Source organism: Pseudacidovorax sp. (assembly GCF_017991995.1).
Classification (GTDB): domain Bacteria; phylum Pseudomonadota; class Gammaproteobacteria; order Burkholderiales; family Burkholderiaceae_C; genus Xenophilus.
Genome location: NZ_JAGOPN010000024.1, coordinates 53,201 through 78,612 on the forward strand (window position 1 = coordinate 53,201; position 25,412 = coordinate 78,612).

Consider the following 25,412-nt stretch of genomic DNA (forward strand, 5'->3'; position numbering starts at 1 on the left):
CCATGGCAAACACCATTCACGTCGACGTCGTCAGCGCCGAGGAGTCCATCTTCTCGGGCGAGGCGAAGTTCGTCGCGCTGCCCGGCGAAGCCGGTGAGCTCGGCATCTTCCCGCGCCACACGCCGCTGATCACGCGCATCCGTCCCGGTGCCGTGCGCATCGAGACGGCAGACGGTGGCGAGGAGTTCGTGTTCGTGGCCGGTGGCATCCTCGAAGTGCAGCCCGACTGCGTCACCGTGCTGTCCGACACCGCCATCCGCGGCAAGGACCTGGACGACGAGAAGGCCGCCGCCGCCAAGAGCGCCGCCGAGGAAGCCCTCAAGAACGCCAAGAGCGAGATCGACATCGCCATGGCCCAGTCCGAGCTGGCCGTGATGGCCGCCCAGCTGGCCGCGCTGCGCAAGTACCGCCAGAAGAAGTGAGGGCCCTGCGGCACCACGCCGCGCTCTTGCCTCCACAGAAAAGCCAGTCAGTTCGCTGACTGGCTTTTTTCTTTGTGCTCGCCGCAGGAGGGGATCAAAGGGAATGACAAAACCGCTTCGGCCTTTTTATGGCCGAAGTTCGGTCTTGTCCGTGCAAAGTCGACCGCCTAGCATCCGTGCCGCTGCTACATCCCTTCACGGATGGCCGCAAGAACACGGAGACAACGCCGAATGGCGCCCTGGAACGGCCTTTCTGCTGCTGAGCTGGATCTGCTGTCGACCCTTTTCTGGTCGGCCGGCGGCTCGCGTCACGGCATGGCCGATCGCCTGGGCTTCTCCCGCAGCCGGGCCAACGCGCTGATCGCAGGCCTGATCGAGCAGGGGCTGCTGGCCGAGGCCGGCCCGCGCGCTTCCACTGGCGGACGCCGGCCTGAGCAACTGCAGCTGCACGCAGAGCTGGGCGTTCTGCTGGCTGTGGACATCGGCGCCACCAGCCTGGATGTCGCCGTGATGCAGCCCGACCTCACGGTGCTCGCCCGGCATGCCGAGGCCATCGACGTGCGCGAGGGCCCGGGCGTGGTGCTGGCCCGCGTGCGCCAGCGACTGCGCGAACTGCTGCAGGCCCGCGGCATTCCAGCTCGTCGCGTGCTGGGCATCGGCATGGGCGTGCCGGGACCGGTCAACTTCGAGGCCGGCCAGCTCGTCAATCCGCCGCTGATGCCGGGCTGGGACAGCTTCTCCATCCGCGATTACCTGCGCGAGGACTATGCGGCGCCGGTCTTCGTGGACAACGACGTCAACCTGATGGCGCTGGGCGAGCTGTGGCGGCTGCAGCGCGGGCTGTCGAACTTTTTGGTGATCAAGGTGGGCACGGGCATCGGCTGCGGCATCGTGTGCCATGGCGAGGTCTACCGCGGCGCCGCCGGCTCGGCCGGCGACGTGGGCCACATCTGCGTGGACCAGCAAGGGCCGCGCTGCCACTGCGGCAACGTCGGCTGCGTCGAGGCGATGGCGGCCGGCCCGGCCATCGTGCGCATGGCGCAGGCGGCGGCGGAGCGGGGCGAATCACCGGCGCTCGCAGCGGTGCTGCGCACCCAGGGCCGCATCGAAGCCATCGACGTGGGCCACGCCAGCCGCGCGGGCGACGTCGCGGCCAACGCCATCATCCAGCGCGCCGGCAGCCTGATTGGGCAGATGCTGGCCTCGGTGGTGAACTTCTTCAATCCCTCGCATGTGTTCATCGGCGGCGGCATCACGCAGATCGGCCCGCTGTTCCTGGCGGCCGTGCGGCAGAGCGTCTACCAACGCTCGCTGGCGCTGTCGACGCGGCACCTTGAGATCCAGTACACGCCGCTGGGCACCGACGCGGGCGTGACCGGTGCCGGCGTGCTGGCCATGCACGAGACGCTGCGCGCCCGCGGCGTTGCACCTTGAGCCGGAGCCCGCGATGACGGCCATGACCACCCCCTCCACGGCAGCGACGTCCGGCGTCGCCGTCGAGTTCGACGGCATCATCAAGGCCTTCGGTCCGGTTCAGGTGCTGCATGGCGTGAGCTTCGCGCTGCCGCCGGGCCGGGTGGTCGGCCTGCTGGGCGAGAACGGCGCCGGCAAGTCCACGCTGATGAAGATCCTGGCCGGTTATGAGAGCCCGAGCGGCGGCGTGCTGCGCATCAACGGCCAGCCGCAGACCTTCCGCAGCTCGCGCGACGCGGAAGCGCTGGGCATCGTGCTGATCCACCAGGAATTCAACCTGGCGGAGGACCTGAGCGTGGCCGACAACATCTTCCTGGGCCATGAAAAGAAGAAGGGGCTGTTCCTCGACGAACGGGCCATGCAGGCCGAGGCCGCCGCGGCGCTGGCCCAGGTCGGGCTGCAGGTCGATCCGGCCGCCAAGGTGCGGCGCCTGATCGTGGCGGAGAAGCAGCTGGTCGAGATCGCCAAGGCCATCGCACGCCGTGCCCGGCTGCTGATCATGGACGAGCCCACGGCCACGCTCACGCCGGGCGAGACGGAGCGCCTGTTCCGCCTCATCGCGCAGTTGCGGGCCGACGGCGTGACCATCGTCTACATCTCGCACAAGCTGGACGAGGTGGAGCGCGTGACCGACGAGGTCGTCGTTATGCGCGACGGCCGCTTCGTCACGCGCGCGGCCACGGCCGAGGTCACGCGTCACCAGATGGCCAACCTGATGGTTGGCCGCGAGATCGCGGACCTCTATCCGCCGCGCGAGCCGGTACCCGCCGGCCGCGAACCCGCGCTGCGCGTGCAGGGCTTCGACGTGCCCGGCTGGGCGCATCAGGCGAGCTTCGAGGTGCGGCCGGGCGAGATCCTGGGCTTCGCCGGGCTGGTCGGCGCCGGCCGCACCGAGCTCTTCGAAGGCCTGCTGGGCCTGCGCCCGGGGCGCGGCCAGGTCGAACTGGCAGGCCGCGCGGTGCAGCTGCGCTCGCCGCGCGATGCCGCCCGCCACGGCCTCACCTACCTCAGCGAAGACCGCAAGGGCAAGGGGCTGCACGTGGCCTTCGGCCTGCGGCAGAACCTCACGCTGATGGCGCTGGAGCAATACGCGCGGCCCTGGCTGCGGCCCGACGCCGAGCGCGCCGCGCTCGACACCGCCGTGAAGGACTACGGCATCCGCACCGGCTCGCTGGACGTGCGCGCCTCGTCGCTCTCCGGCGGCAACCAGCAGAAGCTGGCCCTGGCCAAGGTGCTGCAGCCGCATCCGAAGGTGGTGGTGCTCGACGAGCCCACGCGCGGCGTGGACGTGGGCGCCAAGCGCGACATCTACTTCCTCGTGCAGCGCCTGGCGCGCGAGGGCCTGGCCGTCATCGTCATCTCGTCGGAGCTGATGGAACTCATCGGCCTGGCGCACCGCGTGGCCGTCATGCGCGCGGGCCGCATCGTCGCCACGCTGCCGGCCGACGGCCTCACCGAAGAACAGCTCATCGCCCATGCCACGGGAACAGCCCATGTCGACGCCTGACACCCCTTCATCCACCGCCGCGGTCGAAGGCGCACAGCACCGCGCCGCCGCCAGGCCGGGCTGGGCTGAACGCCTCCACGGCTTCGGTCCGGTGATCGGCCTGGCGCTGCTGTGCATCGCCGGGGCCGCGCTCAACAGCGACTTCGCCACCGTGGACAACGCCATGAACGTGCTCACGCGCACGGCCTTCATCGGCATCATCGCGGTGGGCATGTGCTTCGTGATCATCTCGGGGGGCATCGATCTCTCGGTGGGTTCGATGGCGGCGCTGATCGCCGGCAGCGTGATCATGTTCATCAACTGGGCCGGCCCGGCCACCGGCTCGCCGCTGCTGGCGGTGGTGCTCGGCGCCGCGCTCGCGGTGCTGCTGGGCGCGATGTTCGGCCTGGCGCACGGGCTGCTCATCACCAAGGGACGCATCGAGCCCTTCATCGTCACCCTGGGCACGCTGGGCATCTTCCGCGCCTACCTCACCTACTTCGCCGACGGCGGCGCGCTCACGCTCGACAACGACCTCTCGGACCTGTACGCGCCGGTCTACTACGCGAGCCTGCTGGGCATTCCGGTGCCGGTGTGGGTGTTCGTGGCGGTGGCGCTTGTCGGCGGCGTGATCCTCAACCGCACGGCCTATGGCCGCTACGTGCAGGCCATCGGCTCCAACGAGCAGGTGGCGCGCTATGCGGCAGTGGACGTGGACCGCGTGAAGATCCTCACCTACATGCTGCTGGGCGTGTGCGTGGGCATCGCCACGCTGCTGTACGTGCCCCGGCTGGGCTCGGCCTCGCCGACCACCGGGCTGCTGTGGGAGCTGGAGGCCATCGCTGCCGTGATCGTCGGTGGCACCGCGCTCAAGGGCGGTGCGGGCAGCATCGCCGGCACGGTGGTGGGCGCCATCCTGCTCTCGGTCATCAGCAACATCCTCAACCTCACCAGCATCATCAGCGTGTACCTCAACGCGGCGGTGCAGGGCTTCGTGATCATCGTGGTGGCCTTCCTGCAGCGAGGCCGCCGGTGACCGTCGACCCCCGACCGTTCGCCCAGCCTGTCGAAGCCGCGCTCCGGCGCTTCGGCACGCCAGGCGACAACAGATCTTCCGTGCCAGTGACCTTCCATCCAACCCAGGAGACAACCCCATGACCTTCATCACCCGCCGCCTCGCGCTCACCGCCGTGGCTGCCGCCGCCTTCGCCGGGGGCCCCGCGCTGGCTGCCGAGAAAGTGAACCTCGGCGTGTCCATCCCGGCCGCCACTCACAGCTTCATGGGCGGCATCAACTACTGGGCCAACCAGGCCAAGAAGGACCTGGAGAAGCAGTACAAGGACCTGAAGATCACCATCAAGACGGCTGCCAACGCGCCCGAGCAGGCCAACCAGCTGCAGGACCTGAGCACCGTCACCAAGATCAACGCGCTGGTCGTCTTCCCCTTCGAGTCAGCCGCGCTGACCAAGCCGGTGGCGCAGGTCAAGGCCAAGGGCGCCTACGTCACGGTGGTGGACCGCGGCCTCACGGACACCAGCGCGCAGGACGCCTACGTGGCCGGCGACAACACCGCCTTCGGCAAGATCCCCGCCGAGTACATCGCCAAGAAGCTGAACGGCAAGGGCAACGTGGTGGCGCTGCGCGGCATCGCGACCACGCTGGACAACGAGCGCATGGACGCCTTCAACGCGGTGCTCAAGAACTACCCGGACATCAAGCTGCTGGACGCCAAGTACGCCAACTGGAACCGCGACGATGCCTTCAAGGTGACGCAGGACTACCTGACGCGCTTCAAGGAGATCGACGCCATCTGGGCGGCCGACGACGACATGGCCGTGGGCGTGCTCAAGGCCATCGAGCAGGCCAAGCGCACCGACATCAAGATCGTCTTCGGCGGCGCCGGGGCCAAGGGCATGGTCAAGACCATCCTCGACAACAAGGACCCGCGCATCCAGGCCGACGTGAGCTACTCGCCCAAGTTCATCTACGACGCGATCAAGCTCACGGCCGAGGCGCGCCTGAAGGGCGAGAAGCTGCCGGCGACGACCATCATCCCGTCGGTGCTGATCACCAAGGACAACGCGAAAGATTTCTACCACCCCGACTCCCCGTTCTGAGGAAGGACGGTCCATGCCGCGCCCCATCACCCTCTTCACCGGCCAGTGGGCCGACCTGCCCCTGGCCGAGCTGGCGCCGCTGGCGCGGCGCATGGGCTATGACGGCCTGGAGCTGGCCTGCTGGGGCGACCACTTCGACGTGCAGCAGGCGCTGGCCTCCGAGACCTACGTGCGGGACAAGTGGGCGCTGCTGCGCGAGCATGGCCTGACCTGCCTGGCCATCGGCAACCACCTGGTGGGCCAGGCGGTGTGCGACCTGATCGACGAGCGGCACCGCGCCATCCTGCCGGCGAGCGTGTGGGGCGATGGCGAGCCGGAAGGGGTGCGCCAGCGCGCGGCCCGCGAGCTGGCCGACACGGCGCGCGCCGCGGCGAAGTTCGGCGTGCGCACCGTCACCGGCTTCACCGGTTCGTCGATCTGGCACGCCACCTATGCCTTCCCGCCCACCACCCAGGCCTACTGGGATGCAGGTTTCGCGGACTTCGGCCGGCGCTTCGGGCCCATCCTGGACACCTTCGAGCAGCAGGACGTGAACTTTGCGCTGGAGGTGCATCCCACCGAGATCGCCTTCGACATCGCCTCGGCCGAGCGGGCCATCGCCGCCGTGGGCGGCCACCGGCGCTTCGGCTTCAACTACGACCCCAGTCACCTGGCCTACCAGGGCGTGGACTATGTGCGCTTCATCCGCGGCTTTGCCGACCGCATCTACAACGCCCACATGAAGGACGTGTGGTGGGGCAGGGGCGATGGCAGCGTGGGCGTCTTCGGCGGCCACACGAGCTTCGGCGACGCGCGCCGCTTCTGGGACTTCCGCAGCGTGGGCCGGGGCTTGGTGGACTTCGAATCCATCATCGTGGCGCTCAACGACATCGGCTATGGCGGCCCGCTCTCGGTGGAGTGGGAGGACAGTCGCATGGACCGCGTGCATGGCGCCACCGAAAGCGCCGCCTTCTGCCGCCGGCTGGACTTCCCGCCCGCGGCCGGCGCCTTCGACGCCGCCTTCGACAAGGCCGCCCAGGGCGGCATGGCGGGCACATGAGCGAACACACCCAAGCACGGCCCATGGGCATGGACGGCTCGGGCGCGCCCCACGCCACCCGCAAGCTGCGCTACGCCATGGTCGGCGGCGGGCAGGGCGCCTTCATCGGCGCCGTGCACCGCCAAGCCCTGGCGCTGGACGGCCAGGCCGAGCTGGTGGCCGGCGCCCTGTCGTCCACGCCCGAACGCGCGCGCGCCTCGGGCCGCGAACTCGGCCTGGCCGATGCGCGCAACCATGCCGACTGGCAGTCGCTGCTGGATGATGAGCTGCGTCGCAGCGCCGACGAGCGCATCGACTTCGTCTCCATCGTCACGCCCAACCACCTGCATCACGAGGTCGCCCGCGCCTTCGCCGAGGCGGGCATCCACGTGGTGTGCGATAAGCCGCTGGTCCACACCAGCGAGCAGGCGCAGGACCTGGTGGAGACGGTGGCGCACAGCGGCAGCGTCTTCGGCGTGACCTACAACTACAGCGGCTATCCCATGGTGCGCGAGGCCCGCGACCTGGTGGCGGCCGGCGCCATCGGCGAGGTGCGCAAGGTGGTGGTCGACTACCACCAGGGCTGGCTGGCGACGCGGCTCGAAGGCGGCGACAACAAGCAGGCCGGCTGGCGCACCGACCCGGCGCGCAGTGGCGCCGCGGGCGCGTTGGGCGACATCGGCTCGCATGCCGAGAACCTGGTGGCCACCGTCACCGGCCTGGAGCTGGAGAGCCTGTGCGCCGACCTGTCTGCGCTCGTGCCAGACCGGCGGCTGGACGACGACGCCAGCCTGCTGCTGCGCTTCAAAGGCGGCGCGCGCGGCGTGCTCGTGGCCTCGCAGATCGCGGTGGGCTGCGAGAACGACCTGCGCCTGCGCGTCTTCGGCAGCACCGGCACGCTGGACTGGCGGCAGGAGCAGCCCGAAGTGCTGGTGCATGCGCCGCTGGACGGCCCACGCCGGCTGCTGACGCGCGGCTCGCCGTGGCTGGGCGAATCGGCGCGGCTGGCCACGCGGCTGCCCTCCGGCCATCCCGAAGGCTTCATCGAGGCCTTCGCCAACGTGTACCTGGGCGTGATCGCGCACATCCGCGCGCTGCAGCAGGGTGTGGCGCCCGATCCGCTGCGGGCCGACTACCCCACGCTGGCCGATGGCGCGCGCGGGGTGCGCCTCATCGAGAAGGCGGTGGAGAGCGCGGCCAGCGCGCAGAAATGGACGGCGTTCTAGACGGGCCCTGCTTCTGACGACTTCGCTCCCTCTCCCCTTGTGATAGAGGGGCTCAAGCGCGTGCACAAAGGCGGCCTTGTGATCGCCCAGTCGGCGTCGCTTCGACCTTCGACCTAGTACGCGCGCGGTATTCGCAGCGGCGGCGCGGGCCACTACAACGGCGGCAGGCGGAGCGCGCATCCGCCAAGGAGCTGCCATGTCCGCCTATCACCCGTTCCGCACCGTTCGCTTCACCATCGCCGTCGCACTGCTCACCGAGGCGGCCGCCGCGCTCGCCGGCCCGGCATTCCCACGCCGCAAGGACGGCCTGTGGGAGATGCGCGTCGAGACCTCCGCCAAGGGCCAGCCGATGACCCTGCAGCAGTGCGCCGATGCCGCGACCGACCGCCTGCTGCAGGAGCAGGGCGCGAGCCGCCAGGCCGAGGCGCGCAAGCCCACCAACTGCCAGGAGGACATGCGCAGCGAAGTCGGCCGCGTGCTGACGCACAAGGAGGTCTGCAAGCTGCCCGATACCACGATGACGCGGCTGACCGTCGTCACCGGCGACATGAACAGCAGCTACCGCGTGAGCTCGCACACCACCTACGCACCGCCGCGCGCCAAACAGGACGAGAGCGACATGACGATGGAGGCGCAATGGAAGGGCGCCTGCCCTGCCGGCATGCGGCCCGGCGACATGGTGCTGCCCGGCGGCATGAAGATGAATGTCGTCGACATGCAGCGCATGACCGCGCCGATGGGCGCCGCCGCGGCCGCGGGCCGTGCGCCCAGCCAGGCCGAGATCCAGCGCATGATGGGCCAGATGCAGCAGTCCATGTCGTCCGAGGACATGCGCCGCATGGCGGCGGAGATGCAGAAGGCGATGCCGGCCGGGGCCGGCAAGTAGCTCAACCCATCAGGCTCACATGCGCCGACACCACCTTCCAGCCCTCGGGCAGGCGCACCCAGGTCTGGCTCTGGCGGCCGATGCGGGTGCTGCCGGTGCGGCGGAACTCCACGTTGGCCACGGCGAAATCGCGGCCGAAGGTGGTGACCGAGCGGGCCGTGATCTCGCGCTCCAGGTTGTTGGCGGGGCGGCCCTGTCGGAATGCCTGGATGGCGGCAAAGCCGTAGAGGTTCTCGGTGGCGCCGTAGCGCAGCGTGTGCTCGGAGTCCCAGAACAGCTGGTCGAGCACCGGCACGTCGTTGGTCGTCAGGGCGCGCTCGTACTCGTCGAACACCGCGTTCACCTCGGCCAGCACGTCCGGCAGGTTGATCTCGCTCATGGACACAGTCATGGGGTCGTCTCTTACTTTCCGCCCCAGTGCACGAAGCGCCGCTCCGCCACCAGGAAGATCAGGTTCATCACGTAGCCCAGCAGGCCCGCCGCGAAGATCGAAGCGTACATGTCGGGCATGTCGAAGATGGTCTGGGCATTCATGATGCGCTGGCCCAGGCCGTCGGTGGAACCGATGAACATCTCGGCCACGATCACGATCACCAGCGCGATGGACACGCCCGAGCGCATGCCCACGAAGACCTGCGGCATGGATTCGAGCAGCGTCACGTCGGTCAGCACGCGCCAGCGCGGCGCGCCCATCACGCGGGCCGCCAGCTGCCGCTGCTTGCGCGCGCTCATCACGCCATAGGCCACGTTGAACAAAATGGCCAGCGCCGCGCCGAAGGCGGCCACGGCGATCTTGGTCTTCTCGCCCACGCCGAACAGCACCAGGAAGAGCGGGAACATGGCCGAGGCCGGCGTCGAGCGGAAGAAGTCGATGGCGAACTCGATGCCCTCGTAGATCTTCTCGTTGGCGCCCAGGATCACGCCCAGCGGCACGGCCACCGCCAGCGCGATGACGAAGGAGACCAGCGTGCGCACGATGGTCTTCTCGAAGTCGCCCCACAGCGTGCCGCCCGAGAGCCCTTTCCAGAAGGCTTGCAGCGCCTCGCCGGGCGAGGGCAGCAGCACCGGGTCCACCGCCTTGGTGGCATGGGCGAAGGCCCACAGGGCGACGATCAGCGCCATGCCCCACAGCGGGCGCAGGCGCGCAGAGAGCGGCGTCTTCATTTGCGCACCTCGCGTTGGAAGATCTCCAGCGCCCGCGTCTTCACATCGATGAACTCGGGCGTAACGGTGGTGGCCGCGGTGCGCGGACGCGGCGCATCGAAGGGCAGGTTGTCGGCCACCTGCGTGGGTCGCTTGGTCAGCAGCAGCACATGGTCGGCCAGCAGCACGGCCTCGTCCAGGTCGTGCGAGACGAGCAGCGTCGTCACCTTGCGCCCCACCAGCACCTTCTGCAGCCGCTCGCGCAGGAACATGACCATCTCGTAGTCGAGCGCCGAGAAGGGCTCGTCCAGGAACAGCACCTCCGGCTCCACCACCAGCGCCCGCATGATCGACACCAGCTGCTGCTGGCCGCCCGACATCTGGTAGGGGTAGCGCGAGAGGTCGAGCTTGACGTCGAAGTCGGCCATCAGCCGGTCCATGTGCGCCTCGCGCTCGCCTTTGGACAGGCCCAGGTACTGCAGCGGATAGCGGATGTTGTCGATGGCCCGCATCCACGGGAACACCGCCTCGCGGTAGTTCTGGAAGACGTAGCCGATGCGCGTCTCGCGCGCCGTCTTGCCTTCGAACAGGATCTGGCCGCCGTCGTGCGGCAGGATGCCCGCGATCATGTTGATCAGCGTGCTCTTGCCGCAGCCGTTGGGGCCGAAGACCGAGGTGATCCTGCCGTGCGGGATGTCGAGGTCGAAGTTCTCGTACACCGCCGCATCGCCGAAGCGCTTGGTCAGCCCGCGGATGGTGATGTGCGTGCCGGGCGCGAACCAGCGGTGGCCGGCCGCCACCTCGGCAGCGGTGGCATGGGCGGGCGCAGTGCGCGGCGGGGAGACGTCCATGGCCCGCATCACAGCGCCTTGACCACGGCCTTGCCGTCGATCTTGTCCTTGATCACGCCCAGCTCGGTGCCGATGTCCAGGAATTTCTGGAAGTCGGCCACGTCGGCCGGCGACAGGTCGCCCGTCATCACGATGCGCGGCAGCGGCACGGTGGCGGCCAGCTCCGGCGGCACCTTCATGCCCTGGATCAGGTAGCCGCGCGTGCTGGTGTCGGTCTGGGCGGCCTTCACCCCCCGCGCCCACACGGCGGCGAATCGCTTGGCGACCTCGGGCCGCTCGGCGATGAACTTGTCGGACAGCACGGCCCCGGCAGCGAAGGCCGAGGCGTCCTTGCGGCCCAGCAGGTAGGTGGCGATCACGCCCGTCTCCACGCGCCGGCCCACGCCCTGCGCCACCATGATGGTGGCCGAGGGTTCCAGCGTGTAGCCGCCGTCGAAGTTGCCCGACTGCAGCGCGCCCACGTGCACGCCGATCTGCTGCTCCTGGATGGTGAAGTCCTTGCCTTCCACCAGGCCCACCTTCTTGAGCACCGCGCGCGCCGCGCCGATGTTGGCCGGGCCCGGCGCCGAGAAGAGCTTGAACCCGTTCTTGAAATCCTTGAGCGACTTGGCCGGGCTGGAGGCCTTGACCACGAACTGCTCGATCACATGCTGGCTGTTCTGGCCATTGAGCGAGATGTACTTGAGCGTGCCGGGCCGGCGCGACTCCATGTTGGCGCCTTCCAGCGTCACCAGGTTGGCGGCGCCGTCGATGCTGGCCGAGACCAGGGCCTGCACCGTCAGCGGGTGGCTGGTCATCGGCACCTCTTCCACCTCCAGGCCGGCCTCCTTGAACCAGCCGCGGTTCTGGGCGATGTAGAAGGGCAGGGCGGCGCTGGACGGGAAGACGCCGAACTTGATCTTGTCGGCCGCATGGGCGACGCCCGCGAAGGGCAGGGCCAGTGCCAATGCGGCGGTGGCGCGTGCGGCAAGCCGCAGGAAGTCAGTGCGAAGCATGGGCGGGTTCTCCGGGAGGGTTCTTCAGGGAAAGGACGGGATAGGGTTCGGTGGCAAAGAAGGACTCGCCCGCGCGGTAGACGCGGCCGGGCGACATGTCGGGTGGGGCGCCGGCTTCCACCGCGCCCTCGAAGGTCAGTTCCAGCTGCACGCCGCTGGGGTCGTAGACGAAGAGCTGCCACAGCGTGGTGCCGGGCACCAGGAACTCGCGCCACGCCAGCCCCGCGGCGCGGAAGCGGGCGATGTAGGCGTGGTAGCCGCTGCAGGCCAGCGACACGTGGTCGATGGCGGCCGTGCCCTGCGGCACGCGGGCCTCGCCGCCCAGCGCCGGGCCGCCGGCATAGACGTGGATGATGGCCTGCCCGCCCGGCTGGCCGCAGGCGAGCCAGGCGCCGGGATAGCCGAAGTCGGGCCGGGGCACCTCGCGCAGGCCGATCACGCCGATCCAGAAGGCGCGCGTGGCGGTCAGGTCGGCGGTCTTGATGGCCAGGTGGAAGAGGCCGTGGGTGAGTGCGTTGTCCATGGGGCGTGGGGCGCAGGAGGACGAGCAGGAATCAGGCCGCCGGCATCGCGGCGGCGCTGGTCGTTGCGGCGCCGGCCTGGGCAGAGGCGTCATCCGGCACGCCCAGCGCCACGTCGCGGAACAGCGCCGCCAGCTCGGCCTGGAAGGGCGCCTCGGTCTTCCAGCGTGTGCCGGCCACCGGGTCGGCGCCTTCGAGCATGGTGTCGGTGGCGCGCACCGACAGGTCCATCACGAAGCGCAGGCGCTCGGTGCGAGCGGCCACGATTCGGTCCAGCCAGACGCGCGGCGTGCGCTGGCCGCGGGCCCAGGCATCCTCCACGATCAGCGCGGCGGCGCAGGCGTCTTCCATGGCCTGCGTCGCGCCCTGGCCCAGCGTGGGCGCCATGCCGTGGGCACTGTCGCCCAGGTACAGCACGTCCACCTCGGGCTCGGCGAAGCGCACGTCGGCTTCCTGCATGCGGGCCCAGTGCGCGTCGTGCAACTGCGCGCACATGGCGTCCAGCAGCCAGCGCACGGCGGGGCTGGCCTCGCCCTGCGCTGGCTGATAGGTGGCGCGCATCACGGCCTCGGTCTTCCAGGCGTCCTGCACCGGGGCGCCGGGGGCCACCGGGTAGGTGGCGGCGATGTAGACATGGTCCGGCGGCACGCGGAAGGCCAGCAGGCGGTGGCAGCCGCTGAACCACTGGCCGTAGTCGTCCACCAGGCCGGCGCTGGTGTCGGGCACCAGCACGCGCAGGATGGCGACGCCGATGTGCCGCGGCTCGGGCGCACCGGAGAAGGTCTCGCGCACGCGGGAGTAGCGGCCGTCGGTGCCCACCAGCAGGTCGATGCCGTCGATCTCGTGCGTGGCGCCGTGCTGCGTGAAGCGCACGCGGGTCTTGCCCGGCGCCGTCTCGCTGGCGCCCACCGATTCGAGCGTGCAGCCGTAGCGGATGGCCGCGCCTGCGCCCTGGCGCAGCACGCGGTACAGCTCGGACCAGCGGATGCGGATGCCCGGGTTGTCGGCCACCTGCGCAAGCGGCAGCGCCATCAGCGGCGTGCCGTCGGTCAGGGCGATGTCCCAGCGGGTCCAGGGCAGGCTGGCGGCCTCCACCTCGGCCGCGAGCGCGGCGTCGAGCCGGCGCAGCGCCTTGATGGCGTTGGGCCCGACGTTCAGGCCGGTGCCGGCTTCGGCATGGTCGTCCGGGCCGACGCGTTCGAGGCAGTGCAGTTCCACGCCGGGCAGGCGGGCCAGGCGGCGGGCGAGGATGGCACCGGCCACGCCGGCGCCCACGATCACGATCTTCATGAGGGCATCTCTTCCTTGTCGAGGGCGGGCGGCCAGCACCAGGCCGGCGCGGCGTCGCGTTCCCACATCGCGCCGACGGCGCACAGCAGTGCGTCGCCGCCGCGGGGGGCCACCAGCTGCAGGCCCACCGGCAGGCCGTCTTCCGTCGGGCCAGCGGGCACGGCCAGCGCAGGCAGGCCGGCGCCGTTGACGAAGGCGGTGAACACGGCATGGCCGCGGCCGTCCACCGGCTGGCCGGCGATGGTGGCGGGATGGGATTGGTCGGCCGGCCAGGGCAGGGCCGCGCTGGCCGGGGTGAGCAGCAGGTCGTGCTGCGCGAACAGGCCCTGCAAGGCCTGCGCCAGCGCGCGCTGCAGCGCCTGGGCCTGGAACAGGTCGACCGCGCTGTGGCTGCGACCCTGCGCGAGCAGCGCGGCCATGGCGGGCGTAAGCGCGTCCTCGTAGCCGTCGATACGGTCGTGCAGCACGGCCGCCAGGCCGGTGCTGGCGATGACCGGCCAGGCCTGGCGGTTGAAGGTCTCGACGTCGGGCAGCGAGGGCTGCACGACCATGGTGTGTCCCATCGCCTGCAGCCGCTCGGCCGCGGCATCGCTGCGCGCCAGGACGGCCGCATCGACCGGGCTGTCGCCGATGGCACGCCAGTAGGCGATGCGCAGCGGACCGGGGGCGTCGCACAGCGGCGTCAACCGGGGCGCGAGCAGGCGCAGGGCCCGCCGAAGATCGCCCATGCTGCGGGCGATGGGCCCGGCTTCTTCCAGCCCCGGCAGGAGCACGGGCAGGCCATCGGCACGCGGCACCATGCCGCGACCCGGCTTGAAGCCATAGAGCCCGGTGAAGCCGCAGGGCCGGCGGATCGAGCCGCCGCCGTCGGTGCCCAGGGCCAGCGGGCCGATGCCGGCCGCCACCGCCGCCACGGCACCGCCGCTGCTGCCGCCGGGCGTGAGTGCCGGGGCCCAGGGGTTGCCGGTGGGGCCGAAGAGCGGGTTGTCGGTGTAGCCCTGCAGCGTGAACTCGGGCACGTTGGTCTTGCCCAGGATCACCATGCCGCCTGCGCGCAGCCGTGCGACCGGGCTTTCGTCGCGCGCCGGCCAATGGTCGGCGAAGAGCCGGCTGCCCCAGCGGCACGGCAGGCCGGCCACGGGAAGGTTGTCCTTGACGGTGAGCGGCACGCCATCGAGCGGCGACAGCGGCGCGCCCCTTCGCCAGCGGGCCTCGCTCGCCTGGGCCGCCGCCAGTGCTGCGGCGTCATCACGCACCACCAGGGCGTTGAGCACGGGGTGCACCGCGTCGGCCCGGCTCAGCACGGAAAGCAGCGCCTCCACCGGCGACAGCGTGCGCCGCGCATAGGCCTGCGACAGGGCCTCGGCGCTCATCTGCCAGGCGTGCATGGCGGTCATGCGTGTCAGGCGACCGCCGCGATCACGGCCACCAGGCCGCCGCCATCCGGGCCCTGGTGCTCCGCGCCGCCCGAGACGAAGAGGCGCCCATCGCCCAGCACGCCGGCCACCAGCCCGCCCACCGCGCCGCGGATGTGGCGCTGGGCATTGATGTCGGTGTCGTCCAGCATGGTGTGGCGGGCGCCGCGCACCTGGCCGCGGCGGTCGGGTTCGCACTTGACGAAGACGGCGGCCACGCGCGCGGCCTGCTCGGCCGGCAGTTGAGGCGTGGCCGCGAGGCCCAGCGGGCGCAGCGCCTCGCCGACGGCCGCGATGTCCAGCGCGTCGCGCATCGGCGCGCAGCCCATGCGCAGCGGGCCCTGCCAGCGGGTGCTGTGGCCGAGCACGATCACCTCGTTGGCCTCCACCTCCACGCCGGAGGAAACGCTGGCGCGGGCCGAGAAGCGGTCGAAGTCCTGCAGCAGCGCACCTTCCAGCACCGGGTCGTCGGGCAGTTCGCCCAGCGCGATGGCGGCGCCGAAAGCGCCCGCCGCCCGGGCGAAGGCCATGGAGCGGCCGGGGTCCGCGGTCAGCACGGCGTGGCCGGCGGCCGCAGCCGCCTGGGCGCGGGCCGAGGTCACGCACGGGGACTTGAGCTGGACAAAGGCCACGTCCTCGGGCCGGTCGATGCCGGCCTGGTCCATGGCGGCGCGCACGGCCTGGGCGACCGCGCGCACATGGGTCCAGCGGCCGATGTCCTGCGCCGGCGTCGGGGGGCTGAAGGCGGTGCCGATGGCAAGGGCGGCGGAGGCCGCATCGATCGTCCGGGCGTCGGCGGGGGCGTCGACCGGGGCGTCGGTGCTGGCGCCGCGCGCCGCATGCGCCGGCACCAGACGGCGCGAGAAGACCACGTAATGCGGGCTCAGCACGCCTTCAGTGCCGCCCGAGAGCACGCAGGGCAGCGCGCGCCAGATCGCCTCGGCCGGCCGCCCGGTGCGCTCGGCCAGCAGCTGCATCAGCGACTGGGTGAAGTAGCCGCGGGTGAAGTCGTTCACGCCGCCATTGCCCTCGGTCTTGCCGATGACCGCCACCACCTCTTCGGCGGCCACGGTGCCGGCGTCGAACAACGCGGCCAGGGCCGACAGATCGCCGGGATGGGCCATGGCCAGGCGGTGCACGGCCAGCTGCGGGCGGAGGTCGGCGGGAGTTGAAAGGAGGGCGGAAGTCATGATGCGCTGCACAAGATGACCGCAGTATGGGCAGCGGCTGCGCCAACCTCCAGCGCATTGTTTCGCTCGGAGCGAGCGCAAATTGTGTGCAGTCGGTTCGGTCGCCCCTCCGTCGTTCTGCGCAGCGTGCTGGGGCGGGTCAGGCGCCCGGTGCGATCGGAAGCGCGCGCCACTGCGCCAGCGCGGCCTGCAGCCCGTCCTCCAGCAGCCCGCCATAGCGCAGGGTGGGCCGCATGCCGGCAAAGCCGGCGCCGCCGAGCATGCAGTCGGGCGCCGTGCCGCCCGGATGCGCGCCGGCCAGATCGTCCAGCGCCCGCTGAACCAGCGCCGAGAAGGCCGCCGGGTTCTGGCTGCCGGCCAGCCCGGTGGTGTCGAGTGTGGTGATGCCGTGCAGCAGCGGCCAGGCGCTGGAGTGCCGCGCGGCCAGCTCATGCAGCATCGGCCCCCAGGCCTTGCCGGCGGTGACGATGTGGAAGGGGCGGCCGCGGGCCAGCGCCTGCAGCATGCTCGACTCGGCCATGCCCAACACGGGGACTCGGCTGGCGGCCCGCAGCGCCGCCAGGCCCGGGTCGCCGTAGCAGGACAGCAGCACCGCGTCGGCCCAGCCGTCGTCCACCGCCGGCCAGGCGCGGGCGGCGGCCTGGGCGCCGGCGGCAAAGCTCTCGCGGGTGGCGATCACCGGCGGTCCGTCGTCGCAGGTGAAGCCGCGCAGCTCCACCTGGCCGGCCGTCAGCCGGCGCAGCTCGTGCAGCACGGCGTCCGTCATGGCGGCCGTGCGGTTGGGGTTGAGCACCAGCAGCCGGGGGCGGGGCGGCAGGGCGGGAGCGGTCTGGGTCATGGCAGGGCCCGGTGAAGGTGACAGCGGTGCCGGTCGGTGAAAGCAGCGCCCGTGCCCGCGGGGTCAGGCGGCCGGCTGGGCCAGTCCGGCCTGGGCGTCGGCCCAGGCCTCGGCGATGGCCTGCTCGGCGTCCACTTCGGCTTCGGGCGCGGCGCGGGGCTTGAGCCGCGTCTCGATCAGCGACAGGTGCACCTGCATGGCCTTCATGGCGCCGGCCGCATCGCCGCGCCGCAGGGCCAGGGCGATGGCCTCGTGCTCCTCGCAGCCGCAGCCCGAGGCGCTGGCCGGCTCGAAGAAGGCGACCAGCATGGCGGTGCGGCTGACCAGCTCCTGCAACTGGCGCACCACGAAGGGGCTGCCGGTGAATTCGGCCAGCAGCAGGTGGTATTCGCCCGACAGCCGGATCGAGGCCGCGCGGTCGCCCGCATGCAGCGCGGCATGCTCGCGCCGCTCGTGTTCGGCCAGCGCCTCCAGCTGCGAAGGGCTGAGCGTGCCGGCCAGGCTGCCGACGATGCCGCCTTCGATGATGCGGCGGGCGTCGTAGATCTCGCGCGCCTGTGCCAGTGTGGGGTTGCTGACGAAGCAACCGCGGTTGGGCATCAGGTCCAGCAGGCGCTCGTGGCCCAGCCGGTGCAGCACCTTGCGCACCCGCTCGCGCGAGACGCCGAAGATCTGCGCGAGCCGCGTTTCCACCAGCTGGGTGCCGGGCGCGAGCCGCCCGGCCAGCAGGGTCTGCGCCAGGGTGCGGTGGATGGCCTCTTCCGTCGGATGCATCCGGATGACTTTAGCGCAGGCCCTCGGGGCGCCCATCCGCGCGATCCCTGTCGGCGGACGCCGTCATCCGGCGGCGGTGGCCGCGGCGTCGGGGCGCGGTGCGTGGGCCAGCCAGTGGCGGGCGATCTGCTCGCGCGTGGCGATCCAGGCGCCACCGCGGCGGCGCAGGTGTTCGAGGATCAGCGCCAGCGCCTTCATGCGCGCCGGCCGGCCGATCATGCGCAGGTGCAGGCCCACCGACATCATGCGCGGGCGCTGCGCGCCCTCGTCGTGCAGCCAGTCGAAGGCATCGCACACGTACTCGGCGAACTGCGCGGCGGTGGCGAAGCGCTGCGTGTGCTGGAACTGCATGTCGTTGGTGTCGAAGGCATAGGGCAGCACCAGGTGCGACCGGCCGGCCACCGGCACGAAGAAGGGCACATCGTCGTTGTAGGCGTCACTGTCGTAGAGGAAGCCGCGCTCGGCCAGCAGCGCCCGGGTGTTCGGCGTGCAGGCCGAGCGCGTGTGCCAGCCCACCGGCCGCCGGCCGCAGGCGGCCTCGATGGCCGCGAGGCAGGCGTCCATGGCGGCGGCCTCCTGCGCGGGTGCCATGCCGGCATGGCTTTCCCAGCGCCAGCCGTGGGCCGAGACTTCGTGCCCGCGGGCCACCGCGTCCTGCGCCAGCCAGGGGCTGCGCGCCACCGCGCGGCCGCAGGCGCTGACGGTCATCGGCGCGCGATGGCGTTCGAAGAGCTCGGCGATCCGCCACCAGGCAGCGCGGGTGCCGTATTCGAAGTGGCTGTCGATGCACGGATCCCAGCCGGTGCGCGGGTCGATCACCTCGTACACCGACTCGTTGCGCGCATCGCCATCGGCCACCGAGAACTCGGCGCCCTCCTCAAAGTTCAGCACGAAGGAGACCGCCACCCGCGCCCCGCCCGGCCAGGCCACGGCGGGTGGGCGGTTGGCGTAGCCGATGAAGTCGCGGGAGTTGTGAGAGGGCGGAGTTGAAGTCATTGAAGCGGGGGGAGCGCTTAAGAAGAATCGAAAGGCCGCGGAGCAGGCCACGCCAGTGCAGCCGCGGAACCGGCTTTGCCGGGCCGCCGGGTGCGCCCCTTGAGGGGGAGGCGGCTACACGAAGTGAGCAAGCAACGGGGTGGGCTCTTAATCTGCTTTGATGTTGCGGTCTTTGACGACTTTGGCCCAGCGCGTGAACTCGGCATTGAGGTAGTCGTTGGCCTGGGGCAGTGTGGTCGTGATGACCTGGCCGCCGGTGTCCTCGATGCGCGTGCGGAACTCGGGCAGGGCAGCCAGCTTGCGCAGCTCGGCATTGACCTGCTCCAGCACCGGCCTGGGCGTCTTGGCCGGCGCCAGCAGCATGTACCAGGACACGAATTCGTAACCCGGGATGCCGGCCTCGGCCACCGTCGGCACGTTGGGCAGCTTGGGCGCGCGCTTGGCGCCGGTCACGGCCACGGCATTGAGCTTGCCGCTCATAACCATCGGCAGCGAGGACGTGATGATGTCCACCGACAGCGGCACGCGGTCGGCCATCACGTCCTGCAGCGCGGGGGCGGCGCCCTTGTAGGGCACGTGGGTCATGCGCACGCCGGCCATCGACTCGATGAGCGCCGCGCCCACGTGGCTGGTGGAGCCCACGCCGGACGAGCCGTACTGCACCTCCTCGGGCTTGGCGCGGGCCATGGCCAGCAGGTCCTTGAGCGATTTGTCCTTGAGCGCCGGGCCGGTCACGATGACGCTGGGCACCTCGGCCACCACGCCGACGGGCACGAAGTCGGCGCGCGTGTCGTAGGGCAGCTTGCTGTACATGAAGGGGTTGACCGCATGGCCGATGGTCACCATCAGGAAGGTGCTGCCATCGGCCGGCGACTTGGCCGTCACGTCGGTGCCGATGATGCCGCCCGCGCCGGGCTTGTTGTCGATGACGATGGGCTGGCGGTTGCCCGTGGCCTCGGCCAGCTTCTGGCCCACCAGGCGGGCGTACACGTCGGCTGCGCCGCCGGGCGGGAAGGGCACGACGATCTTCACGGGGCGGTCGGGCCAGGCAGCGGGCTCGGCGGCAGTGGCGGACAGGGTCGTGCCCAGCAAGGCCGCGGCGAGCAGCCCGCCGAGCAGGGCGGCGGACAAGGTGCGGCGGGTGGATCGGGCCGGCAGTCGCACGGCGGAGGAAGAGAGAACAGGGCGGTTCATGGCAGCTCCAGCTGAAGGTTGGGCGGGTGCCGCGCTTCGCCGTGGGAAGTGCCTGCACCTGGATTGTGCACTTCAATGATTTGATTGTGCACAATTCAGATTGCTAGCGGCTTTCATGCCAGGCCGCAGGTGCGGGCCGGACCCCTGCCGCCGTATCGGGCGTTCAGTGCGGCAGCGCCGCCAGCGCGTTGACCAGCGCCTCCTGGAACGACAGCGCCGCGATCGGCAGCATCCTTCCTTCGCGCGTGGCCAGCACCAGCTGGCTGCTGGTGAGCGACCGGTCCGTCAGCGGGATCGACACCAGCTCCCCGGTGCGCACCTCGCGCAGCGTGCCGATCTGGAACTGGAAGCTGATCGCCCCGGTCTGGCGCGTGAACTCCTTGAGCGTCTGCACGGCGCTCGCTTCCAGCGCCACCTTCAGCTGCAGCCGCGAGCGGGCCATCACCGCATCGAGCAGCCGCCGGCTGCCGAAGGAGCGGTCGCCCAGCGCCACGGTGTACTCCTGGCAGTCGGCCAAGCGCAGGCTCTCGCGGCCCGCCAGCGGATGGTCGGGGCGCAGCATGGCGCACAGCGGCTGGTCCAGCGCGCTGATCACCCGCAGGGACTCGGCCGGCTGCGGGTCGTGCACCAGCACCATTTCCACGTCGTCGGTCATCAGCTGCTGCACCAACTGGGCCGTCACGCCCGACACCACCTGGAACTGCACGCCCGGATGCGCCTGCTGGTAGTGCGCGATGGTGCGGGGCATCAGGTCGCTGGCCACCGACTCCGCGCAGCCGATGCGCACCGTGCCGCGCACCAGGCCGCGCAACTGCTCGATCTGCGAGGCGGCCGAGCGCAGGTCGCCCAGCGTGCGTCGCACCGCCGTCAGCAGCACCTCGCCGGCCGCCGTCAGCCGCACGCCGCGGGGCAGGCGCTCGAACAGGGGCGTGCCGATCTCCGCCTCGATCTCCAGGATCTTGCGGTTGAGCGCGGTCGAGGCCACGTGCAGCTTTTCGGCCGCCTTGCGGATCGAGCCGGCGCGGGCGACGGCATCCAGGTAGACGAAGGAGCGCGGCGGGTGGAGCATGGCGAGGGCATTGTGCAGGGGCTGTCGCAGCGGGCCCTGCCGAGCCGCATGCCGGGGCGCTGCGACGCCCAGGCCCGGCGCAGGCGTAGGCACCCGCCCACAGGGCGAAGCGCCCGCCGGGGCATGCGCCCGCGCGCCCCGCTGCCTAACATCGGCGAGCCATGCCCATGGAGACACCGCCCGAGACCGAATCGCTCCCGCCGCCGCGCGCCGCGTCGCGCCCAGGCGATCTGGTCGTCGCCCGCCCCGAAGGCCTCTACTGCCCGCCCGGCGACTTCTACATCGATCCCTGGCGCCCGGTGGACCGGGCCGTCATCACCCATGGCCATTCCGACCATGCGCGCTGGGGCCACAACCACTACCTGGCGCACGAGCAGGGCGAGGGCATCCTGCGCGCCCGGCTGGGCGTCGACATCACGCTGCAGACCCTGCCCTATGGCCAGGCCATCGAGCACCAGGGCGTGCGCATCTCGCTGCATCCGGCCGGCCATGTGCTGGGCTCGGCCCAGGTGCGGCTGGAGCATGGCGGCCAGGTCTGGGTGGCGTCCGGCGACTACAAGACCGAGCCCGACGGCACCTGCACGCCCTTCGAGCCGGTGCGCTGCGACTGCTTCATCACCGAATCCACCTTCGGCCTGCCCATCTACCGCTGGCCCACGCAGCCGGAGCTGTTCGCGCAGATCGACGACTGGTGGCGTCGCAACGCCGAGGAAGGCCGCGCCAGCGTGCTGCTGGGCTATGCCTTCGGCAAGGCGCAGCGCATGCTGCATGGCGTGGACGCCTCCATCGGGCCGATCGTGGTGCACGGCGCGGTGGAGCCCCTCAATGCGGTCTACCGCGCGGCGGGCGTGGCGCTGCCGCCCACGCTGCGCGTGACCGACCCCGGCGTCGATGCCGCGATGCTGCGCCGCGCCCTGGTGGTGGCGCCGCCCTCGGCCCAGGGCACGCCGTGGATGCGCCGCTTCGGCGCCAATGCGTCCGACGCCTTCGCCAGCGGCTGGATGCTGCTGCGCGGCACGCGCCGGCGCCGCGGCGTGGACCGCGGCTTCGTCATGAGCGACCACGCCGACTGGCCCGGCCTGCACAACGCCATCGCCGCCACGGGTGCCGAGCGGGTGATGGTCACGCACGGCAGCGTCGCGGTGATGGTGCGCTGGCTGCGCGAGAACGGCCTTGACGCCCAGGCCTTCGCCACCGAGTACGGCGACGAGGACATCGCCGATGCGCCGGAGGCCGCAGCGTCATGAAAGCCTTCGCCGCCCTCTACCGCGAGCTGGACGCCAGCACGTCCAACCTGGTCAAGCAGGCCGCCCTGCAGCGCTACCTGCGCGCCGCGTCGCCGCGCGATGCGGCCTGGGCGGTGTACTTCCTGGCGGGCGGCAAGCCACGCCAGCTGGTGCCCGTCAAGCTGCTGCGCCTGCTGGCGCAGGAGGCGGCGGGCCTGCCCGAATGGCTGTTCGTCGAAAGCTACGAGGCCGTGGGCGACCTGGCCGAGACCATCGCGCTGCTGCTGCCGCCTTCCGACGGCACCCACGAGCTGGGCCTGGCCGACTGGGTGGAGCAGCACCTGCTGCCCCTGCGCGGCGCGCCGGCCGAGGGCCTGCCCGACACGCTGCGCGGCCAATGGCGATTGCTGGCGCCGGAGGAGCGGCTCGTCTACTTCAAGCTCATCACCGGGGCCTTTCGCGTCGGCGTCTCCAAGCTGCAGGTCACGCAGGCGCTCGCGGCCGTGGGCGGGCTGGACCCCAAGCGCGTGGCCCAGCGGCTGATGGGCTACACCCACATCGGCGCGCGGCCCGGCGAGGCGGACTATGACGCGCTGATCGCGCCCGAAGGCACGGATGGCGAGGGCCCTGCCATCAGCGGTGGCCAGCCCTATCCCTTCTTTCTGGCGCATCCCTTCAACGAGCCGCTCGAACGTTTCGACGAGCTGCTGGGCCCGCCCTCCGGCTGGCAGGTCGAGTGGAAGTGGGACGGCATCCGCGCGCAGATCGTCTGCCGCGAGGGCCAGGCCTGGGTGTGGTCGCGTGGCGAGGAACTGGTCAGCGAGCGCTTTCCCGAGCTGGCCGCGCTGGGCGACGTGCTGCCCGAGGGCACGGTGCTGGATGGCGAAATCGTGGTGTGGCGGGACGCACCGGCCGAGGCTGAAACCCGCGCCGGCAATGACGACGCGGACGCCGAGGCGCCCACGGCCGGCGCAGCACCGGGCGCTCGCGCCGCCCAGGCGGCCGCTGCCGGCGTCGCCCCGATGCCGGCCCGCACGGCCGGCCGCGTGCAGCCCTTCGCCGAACTGCAGAAGCGCATCGGCCGCAAGACCCTCGGCCCCAAGCTGCTGCGCGAGCTGCCCGTGGTGTTGCTGGCCTACGACCTGCTCGAAGAGACCGGTCAGGACCTGCGCCCGCTACCGCAGCACGCGCGCCGCGCGCGCCTCGACGCCCTGCTGGCCGAGGTGAACCACCCCGTGCTGCGCCCCAGCCCCGTACTCACGGGCGACAGCTGGGCCGACCTGGCGCGCCAGCGCGAGGCCTCGCGCAGCCTGGGCGTGGAGGGCTTCATGCTCAAGCGCCGCGACGCGCAGTACGGAGTGGGCCGCACCAAGGACGTCGGCCTGTGGTGGAAGTGGAAGATCGACCCGCTCACGGTCGATGCCGTGCTCATCTACGCCCAGCGCGGCCACGGCCGCCGCGCCAGCCTCTACAGCGACTACACCTTCGCCGTGTGGGACGGCCCGCCGGGGAAGGAGGGCCGCCAGCTGGTGCCCTTCGCCAAGGCCTACTCGGGCCTCACCGACGCCGAGATGGCGAAGGTCGACGCCGTGATCCGCAAGACCACCATCGAGAGCTTCGGCCCCGTGCGCAGCGTGCGGCCCACGCTGGTCTTCGAACTCGGCTTCGAGGGCATCGCCCGCAGCCCGCGCCACAAGAGCGGCATCGCCACCCGCTTCCCGCGCATGCTGCGCTGGCGGCAGGACAAGCCGGTGGAAGAGGCGGATACGCTGCAGACGCTGCAGGCTTTGTTGCCGGCATGATCGTCTGATAACCTCCCTGGAGGCGATATTTTTCGCCAACACAAAAAATCAGGGTGGAATGGATTTTCGACACGGGCAAGGATGCCCTCAACCAGGCCAAGCACGGCGTATCGCTTGCCAAGGCGCGGGAACTCGACTGGGACCATGCGCTCGTGGCGCCCGACCTGCGGCGCGACTATGGCGAGCCGCGTCAGGTGGCGCTGGCGCCGATGGCCGGCCGGCTCTGGGTGGTGGTGTTCACCGACCGGGCGGACGTGCGCCGGGTGATCAGCCTTCGCAAGGCCAACCTGCGGGAATTCCGACGTTATGAACAAGAAGCGCCCTGAACTCACAGCCCCGACGGCCGTCGAGGACGACGCCCTCACTGCGGCGGCCCTGGCCGATCCGGACAACCTGCCGCTGGATGATGCGCAACTGGCGGCACTGCGGCCCGCGCGCGGACGCCCCAGGCTGGCCCAGCCCAAGGTGGCCCTCACCATGCGGGTGGACGCCGACGTGCTCGAAGCCCTCAAGCGCAGCGGACCGGGCTGGCAGACGCGGGTGAACAGCCTGTTGCGCAACGCCCTGGCCTTGAGCGCTCATCACTGAACGCGCGCTCCTTCAAGCCAGCCCGTTCTGCGGGCGGTTGTTCTCGATCCACACCCGCGTCGGCCCGCCCACGCGCGACAGGCGCATGTGGTACTCGTAGCGGCCCGGGTGGTACAGCCCCGTGAGGTACTGCACCGGCCGGCCCGCGGCATCGCACACCACGCGCGCGATGCGCAGCAGCGGCTCGCCGGCCTGCATGCGCAGCGCCTGCGCCACCTGCAGGTCGGCCAGGGCGGCGCCCATGGTCTGCTCGGCCGAATCGACCTGCACGCCATGCTGCTCCAGCGCCACCAGCATGGGCATGTCCTGCAGCGTGTGCCGCTGCACCGCCGTGGCCAGGTCGGCCGGCAGGAAGACTTCGGAGTACAGGAAGGGTTGCGTCTTGAACTTGCGGATGCGCACCACCCGCAGCACCGCTTCGCCGGCCGCAAGGCCCAGCGCCTCGGCCGCATGCGAAGGCGCTTCCACCAGGCCATGGTCCAGGACCTGCACCCGCGTGCGCTCGCCCAGGCTGACGATGCTGTCGAGCAGGCCGGCGCGCAGGGGCAGGTGGCGCGGCGGCTCGCCCGTGCCGGTGGGAAGGGTGCCCTTGCCGCGCATGCGCATCACCAGCCCTTCTTCCTGCAGACGGGCCAGCGCCGTGCGCACGGTCACGCGGGCGACGCCGAATTCCCGGGCCAGCTGGCGCTCGCCCGGCAGCGGCAGGCCCCGTTCGTAGTGGCCGGATTTCAGGCGCTCGCGCAGCAGCAGCCGCACCTGCTGGAAGCGCGGCAGGAGGGAGGGTTCGGCAGCGGCAGGCATGCGACCGAATGTAGGAGGGCCGTTGGTGCCGGGCAAGGCGGATCCCGGCGTCGGTCGTCCTAGTCCGCGGTGCACCGCCGGTCGCCGGTGC

General features: G+C 71.1%; 26 protein-coding genes. 12 read left to right on the forward strand and 14 right to left on the reverse strand.

Annotated elements, in window-relative coordinates:
* Nucleotides 1–2 precede the first annotated feature (2 nt).
* The 8 genes from KBC94_RS25735 (at nt 3) to KBC94_RS25770 (ending at nt 8,628) form a co-directional block, all read left to right on the forward strand.
* Nucleotides 3–422: a F0F1 ATP synthase subunit epsilon gene (locus KBC94_RS25735; protein WP_294377223.1), complete on the forward strand. Its 420-nt coding sequence runs from the start codon at nt 3–5 to the stop codon at nt 420–422.
* 264 nt (nt 423–686) lie between these two features.
* Complete coding sequence (locus tag KBC94_RS25740) at nt 687–1,856, forward strand: ROK family protein (protein WP_294377352.1); 1,170 nt, start codon at nt 687–689, stop codon at nt 1,854–1,856.
* A gap of 22 nt (nt 1,857–1,878) precedes the next feature.
* The gene (locus KBC94_RS25745) at nt 1,879–3,402 is read left to right on the forward strand and encodes a sugar ABC transporter ATP-binding protein (protein WP_294377227.1); all 1,524 of its coding nucleotides are present in this window, start codon (nt 1,879–1,881) and stop codon (nt 3,400–3,402) included.
* Complete coding sequence (locus KBC94_RS25750) at nt 3,389–4,417, forward strand: ABC transporter permease (protein ID WP_294377232.1); 1,029 nt, start codon at nt 3,389–3,391, stop codon at nt 4,415–4,417. The genes KBC94_RS25745 and KBC94_RS25750 overlap by 14 nt, the downstream gene beginning before the upstream one ends.
* A gap of 118 nt (nt 4,418–4,535) precedes the next feature.
* Complete coding sequence (locus KBC94_RS25755) at nt 4,536–5,498, forward strand: substrate-binding domain-containing protein (RefSeq protein ID WP_294377235.1); 963 nt, start codon at nt 4,536–4,538, stop codon at nt 5,496–5,498.
* Nucleotides 5,499–5,511: 13 nt separating this feature from the next.
* Nucleotides 5,512–6,537 (forward strand): sugar phosphate isomerase/epimerase, encoded by a 1,026-nt coding sequence (locus KBC94_RS25760; RefSeq protein ID WP_294377240.1) that lies wholly within the window; start codon nt 5,512–5,514, stop codon nt 6,535–6,537.
* A gap of 23 nt (nt 6,538–6,560) precedes the next feature.
* Entirely contained in the window at nt 6,561–7,742 is a 1,182-nt protein-coding gene (locus KBC94_RS25765) for a Gfo/Idh/MocA family oxidoreductase (protein WP_294377356.1), read from the forward strand.
* Between the two features lie 196 nt (nt 7,743–7,938).
* Nucleotides 7,939–8,628, forward strand: a complete 690-nt coding sequence (locus KBC94_RS25770) for a DUF3617 family protein (RefSeq protein WP_294377242.1) — start codon at nt 7,939–7,941, stop codon at nt 8,626–8,628.
* 1 nt (nt 8,629) lies between these two features.
* Here the strand turns inward: KBC94_RS25770 and hpxZ are convergent, their stop codons facing one another.
* The 13 genes from hpxZ to KBC94_RS25835 form a co-directional block, all read right to left on the reverse strand.
* Nucleotides 8,630–9,007, reverse strand: coding sequence for an oxalurate catabolism protein HpxZ (gene hpxZ / locus KBC94_RS25775; RefSeq protein ID WP_294377245.1), 378 nt, complete (start codon nt 9,005–9,007; stop codon nt 8,630–8,632).
* A gap of 23 nt (nt 9,008–9,030) precedes the next feature.
* Nucleotides 9,031–9,792 carry an ABC transporter permease gene (locus KBC94_RS25780; protein WP_294377247.1) on the reverse strand — a complete coding sequence of 254 codons (762 nt, stop codon included), beginning with the start codon at nt 9,790–9,792 and terminating at the stop codon, nt 9,031–9,033.
* Complete coding sequence (locus tag KBC94_RS25785; RefSeq protein ID WP_294377251.1) at nt 9,789–10,622, reverse strand: ABC transporter ATP-binding protein; 834 nt, start codon at nt 10,620–10,622, stop codon at nt 9,789–9,791. Before KBC94_RS25785 ends, KBC94_RS25780 begins: the two co-directional genes overlap by 4 nt.
* An 8-nt stretch (nt 10,623–10,630) precedes the next feature.
* Nucleotides 10,631–11,617, reverse strand: coding sequence for an ABC transporter substrate-binding protein (locus KBC94_RS25790; protein ID WP_294377253.1), 987 nt, complete (start codon nt 11,615–11,617; stop codon nt 10,631–10,633).
* The gene (locus KBC94_RS25795; RefSeq protein ID WP_294377255.1) at nt 11,604–12,140 is read right to left on the reverse strand and encodes a glyoxalase; all 537 of its coding nucleotides are present in this window, start codon (nt 12,138–12,140) and stop codon (nt 11,604–11,606) included. Before KBC94_RS25795 ends, KBC94_RS25790 begins: the two co-directional genes overlap by 14 nt.
* Before the next feature lie 31 nt (nt 12,141–12,171).
* Nucleotides 12,172–13,428 (reverse strand): FAD-dependent monooxygenase, encoded by a 1,257-nt coding sequence (locus KBC94_RS25800; protein ID WP_294377258.1) that lies wholly within the window; start codon nt 13,426–13,428, stop codon nt 12,172–12,174.
* The gene (locus tag KBC94_RS25805) at nt 13,425–14,825 is read right to left on the reverse strand and encodes an amidase (RefSeq protein WP_294377261.1); all 1,401 of its coding nucleotides are present in this window, start codon (nt 14,823–14,825) and stop codon (nt 13,425–13,427) included. Before KBC94_RS25805 ends, KBC94_RS25800 begins: the two co-directional genes overlap by 4 nt.
* A 5-nt stretch (nt 14,826–14,830) precedes the next feature.
* On the reverse strand, nt 14,831–16,033 hold the full coding sequence (locus tag KBC94_RS25810) for a ring-opening amidohydrolase (RefSeq protein ID WP_294377263.1): 1,203 nt from the start codon (nt 16,031–16,033) through the stop codon (nt 14,831–14,833).
* A gap of 139 nt (nt 16,034–16,172) precedes the next feature.
* Nucleotides 16,173–16,871 carry an aspartate/glutamate racemase family protein gene (locus KBC94_RS25815; RefSeq protein ID WP_294377265.1) on the reverse strand — a complete coding sequence of 233 codons (699 nt, stop codon included), beginning with the start codon at nt 16,869–16,871 and terminating at the stop codon, nt 16,173–16,175.
* A gap of 63 nt (nt 16,872–16,934) precedes the next feature.
* Nucleotides 16,935–17,645, reverse strand: a complete 711-nt coding sequence (locus KBC94_RS25820; RefSeq protein ID WP_294377268.1) for a GntR family transcriptional regulator — start codon at nt 17,643–17,645, stop codon at nt 16,935–16,937.
* Between the two features lie 63 nt (nt 17,646–17,708).
* Nucleotides 17,709–18,641 carry a polysaccharide deacetylase family protein gene (locus KBC94_RS25825; protein ID WP_294377272.1) on the reverse strand — a complete coding sequence of 311 codons (933 nt, stop codon included), beginning with the start codon at nt 18,639–18,641 and terminating at the stop codon, nt 17,709–17,711.
* A gap of 147 nt (nt 18,642–18,788) precedes the next feature.
* Nucleotides 18,789–19,835, reverse strand: a complete 1,047-nt coding sequence (locus tag KBC94_RS25830) for a tripartite tricarboxylate transporter substrate binding protein (protein ID WP_294377274.1) — start codon at nt 19,833–19,835, stop codon at nt 18,789–18,791.
* Nucleotides 19,836–19,998: 163 nt separating this feature from the next.
* Nucleotides 19,999–20,904 carry a LysR family transcriptional regulator gene (locus KBC94_RS25835; RefSeq protein ID WP_294377276.1) on the reverse strand — a complete coding sequence of 302 codons (906 nt, stop codon included), beginning with the start codon at nt 20,902–20,904 and terminating at the stop codon, nt 19,999–20,001.
* A gap of 167 nt (nt 20,905–21,071) precedes the next feature.
* Here KBC94_RS25835 and KBC94_RS25840 point away from each other — a divergent pair, with 167 nt between their 5' ends.
* Genes KBC94_RS25840 through KBC94_RS25855 form a run of 4 tightly spaced genes read left to right on the forward strand, consistent with a single transcriptional unit; the run spans nt 21,072 to nt 24,520 of the window.
* Complete coding sequence (locus tag KBC94_RS25840; protein WP_294377279.1) at nt 21,072–22,151, forward strand: ligase-associated DNA damage response exonuclease; 1,080 nt, start codon at nt 21,072–21,074, stop codon at nt 22,149–22,151.
* Nucleotides 22,148–23,932, forward strand: coding sequence for an ATP-dependent DNA ligase (locus KBC94_RS25845; protein ID WP_294377282.1), 1,785 nt, complete (start codon nt 22,148–22,150; stop codon nt 23,930–23,932). Before KBC94_RS25840 ends, KBC94_RS25845 begins: the two co-directional genes overlap by 4 nt.
* 53 nt (nt 23,933–23,985) lie before the next feature.
* Nucleotides 23,986–24,258 (forward strand): BrnT family toxin, encoded by a 273-nt coding sequence (locus KBC94_RS25850; RefSeq protein WP_017758159.1) that lies wholly within the window; start codon nt 23,986–23,988, stop codon nt 24,256–24,258.
* Entirely contained in the window at nt 24,239–24,520 is a 282-nt protein-coding gene (locus KBC94_RS25855) for a BrnA antitoxin family protein (protein WP_017758158.1), read from the forward strand. Before KBC94_RS25850 ends, KBC94_RS25855 begins: the two co-directional genes overlap by 20 nt.
* A gap of 12 nt (nt 24,521–24,532) precedes the next feature.
* Here the strand turns inward: KBC94_RS25855 and KBC94_RS25860 are convergent, their stop codons facing one another.
* Nucleotides 24,533–25,321 carry a GntR family transcriptional regulator gene (locus KBC94_RS25860; protein ID WP_294377293.1) on the reverse strand — a complete coding sequence of 263 codons (789 nt, stop codon included), beginning with the start codon at nt 25,319–25,321 and terminating at the stop codon, nt 24,533–24,535.
* Nucleotides 25,322–25,412 lie beyond the last annotated feature (91 nt).

What these genes read in the sequence shown, in the direction of transcription:
- KBC94_RS25755 (WP_294377235.1), top strand. Translation starts at nt 4,536, where the DNA reads ATGACCTTCATCACCCGCCGCCTCGCGCTCACCGCCGTGGCTGCCGCC.
- KBC94_RS25800 (WP_294377258.1), bottom strand. Translation starts at nt 13,428, where the DNA reads ATGAAGATCGTGATCGTGGGCGCCGGCGTGGCCGGTGCCATCCTCGCC.
- KBC94_RS25805 (WP_294377261.1), bottom strand. Translation starts at nt 14,825, where the DNA reads ATGACCGCCATGCACGCCTGGCAGATGAGCGCCGAGGCCCTGTCGCAG.
- KBC94_RS25790 (WP_294377253.1), bottom strand. Translation starts at nt 11,617, where the DNA reads ATGCTTCGCACTGACTTCCTGCGGCTTGCCGCACGCGCCACCGCCGCA.
- KBC94_RS25760 (WP_294377240.1), top strand. Translation starts at nt 5,512, where the DNA reads ATGCCGCGCCCCATCACCCTCTTCACCGGCCAGTGGGCCGACCTGCCC.
- KBC94_RS25820 (WP_294377268.1), bottom strand. Translation starts at nt 17,645, where the DNA reads ATGCATCCGACGGAAGAGGCCATCCACCGCACCCTGGCGCAGACCCTG.
- KBC94_RS25750 (WP_294377232.1), top strand. Translation starts at nt 3,389, where the DNA reads ATGTCGACGCCTGACACCCCTTCATCCACCGCCGCGGTCGAAGGCGCA.
- KBC94_RS25780 (WP_294377247.1), bottom strand. Translation starts at nt 9,792, where the DNA reads ATGAAGACGCCGCTCTCTGCGCGCCTGCGCCCGCTGTGGGGCATGGCG.
- KBC94_RS25765 (WP_294377356.1), top strand. Translation starts at nt 6,561, where the DNA reads ATGGGCATGGACGGCTCGGGCGCGCCCCACGCCACCCGCAAGCTGCGC.
- KBC94_RS25860 (WP_294377293.1), bottom strand. Translation starts at nt 25,321, where the DNA reads ATGCCTGCCGCTGCCGAACCCTCCCTCCTGCCGCGCTTCCAGCAGGTG.
- KBC94_RS25810 (WP_294377263.1), bottom strand. Translation starts at nt 16,033, where the DNA reads ATGACTTCCGCCCTCCTTTCAACTCCCGCCGACCTCCGCCCGCAGCTG.
- KBC94_RS25835 (WP_294377276.1), bottom strand. Translation starts at nt 20,904, where the DNA reads ATGCTCCACCCGCCGCGCTCCTTCGTCTACCTGGATGCCGTCGCCCGC.
- KBC94_RS25735 (WP_294377223.1), top strand. Translation starts at nt 3, where the DNA reads ATGGCAAACACCATTCACGTCGACGTCGTCAGCGCCGAGGAGTCCATC.
- KBC94_RS25845 (WP_294377282.1), top strand. Translation starts at nt 22,148, where the DNA reads ATGAAAGCCTTCGCCGCCCTCTACCGCGAGCTGGACGCCAGCACGTCC.
- KBC94_RS25840 (WP_294377279.1), top strand. Translation starts at nt 21,072, where the DNA reads ATGGAGACACCGCCCGAGACCGAATCGCTCCCGCCGCCGCGCGCCGCG.
- KBC94_RS25855 (WP_017758158.1), top strand. Translation starts at nt 24,239, where the DNA reads ATGAACAAGAAGCGCCCTGAACTCACAGCCCCGACGGCCGTCGAGGAC.
- KBC94_RS25745 (WP_294377227.1), top strand. Translation starts at nt 1,879, where the DNA reads ATGACCACCCCCTCCACGGCAGCGACGTCCGGCGTCGCCGTCGAGTTC.
- KBC94_RS25795 (WP_294377255.1), bottom strand. Translation starts at nt 12,140, where the DNA reads ATGGACAACGCACTCACCCACGGCCTCTTCCACCTGGCCATCAAGACC.
- KBC94_RS25830 (WP_294377274.1), bottom strand. Translation starts at nt 19,835, where the DNA reads ATGAACCGCCCTGTTCTCTCTTCCTCCGCCGTGCGACTGCCGGCCCGA.
- hpxZ (WP_294377245.1), bottom strand. Translation starts at nt 9,007, where the DNA reads ATGAGCGAGATCAACCTGCCGGACGTGCTGGCCGAGGTGAACGCGGTG.
- KBC94_RS25825 (WP_294377272.1), bottom strand. Translation starts at nt 18,641, where the DNA reads ATGACTTCAACTCCGCCCTCTCACAACTCCCGCGACTTCATCGGCTAC.
- KBC94_RS25770 (WP_294377242.1), top strand. Translation starts at nt 7,939, where the DNA reads ATGTCCGCCTATCACCCGTTCCGCACCGTTCGCTTCACCATCGCCGTC.
- KBC94_RS25815 (WP_294377265.1), bottom strand. Translation starts at nt 16,871, where the DNA reads ATGACCCAGACCGCTCCCGCCCTGCCGCCCCGCCCCCGGCTGCTGGTG.
- KBC94_RS25785 (WP_294377251.1), bottom strand. Translation starts at nt 10,622, where the DNA reads ATGGACGTCTCCCCGCCGCGCACTGCGCCCGCCCATGCCACCGCTGCC.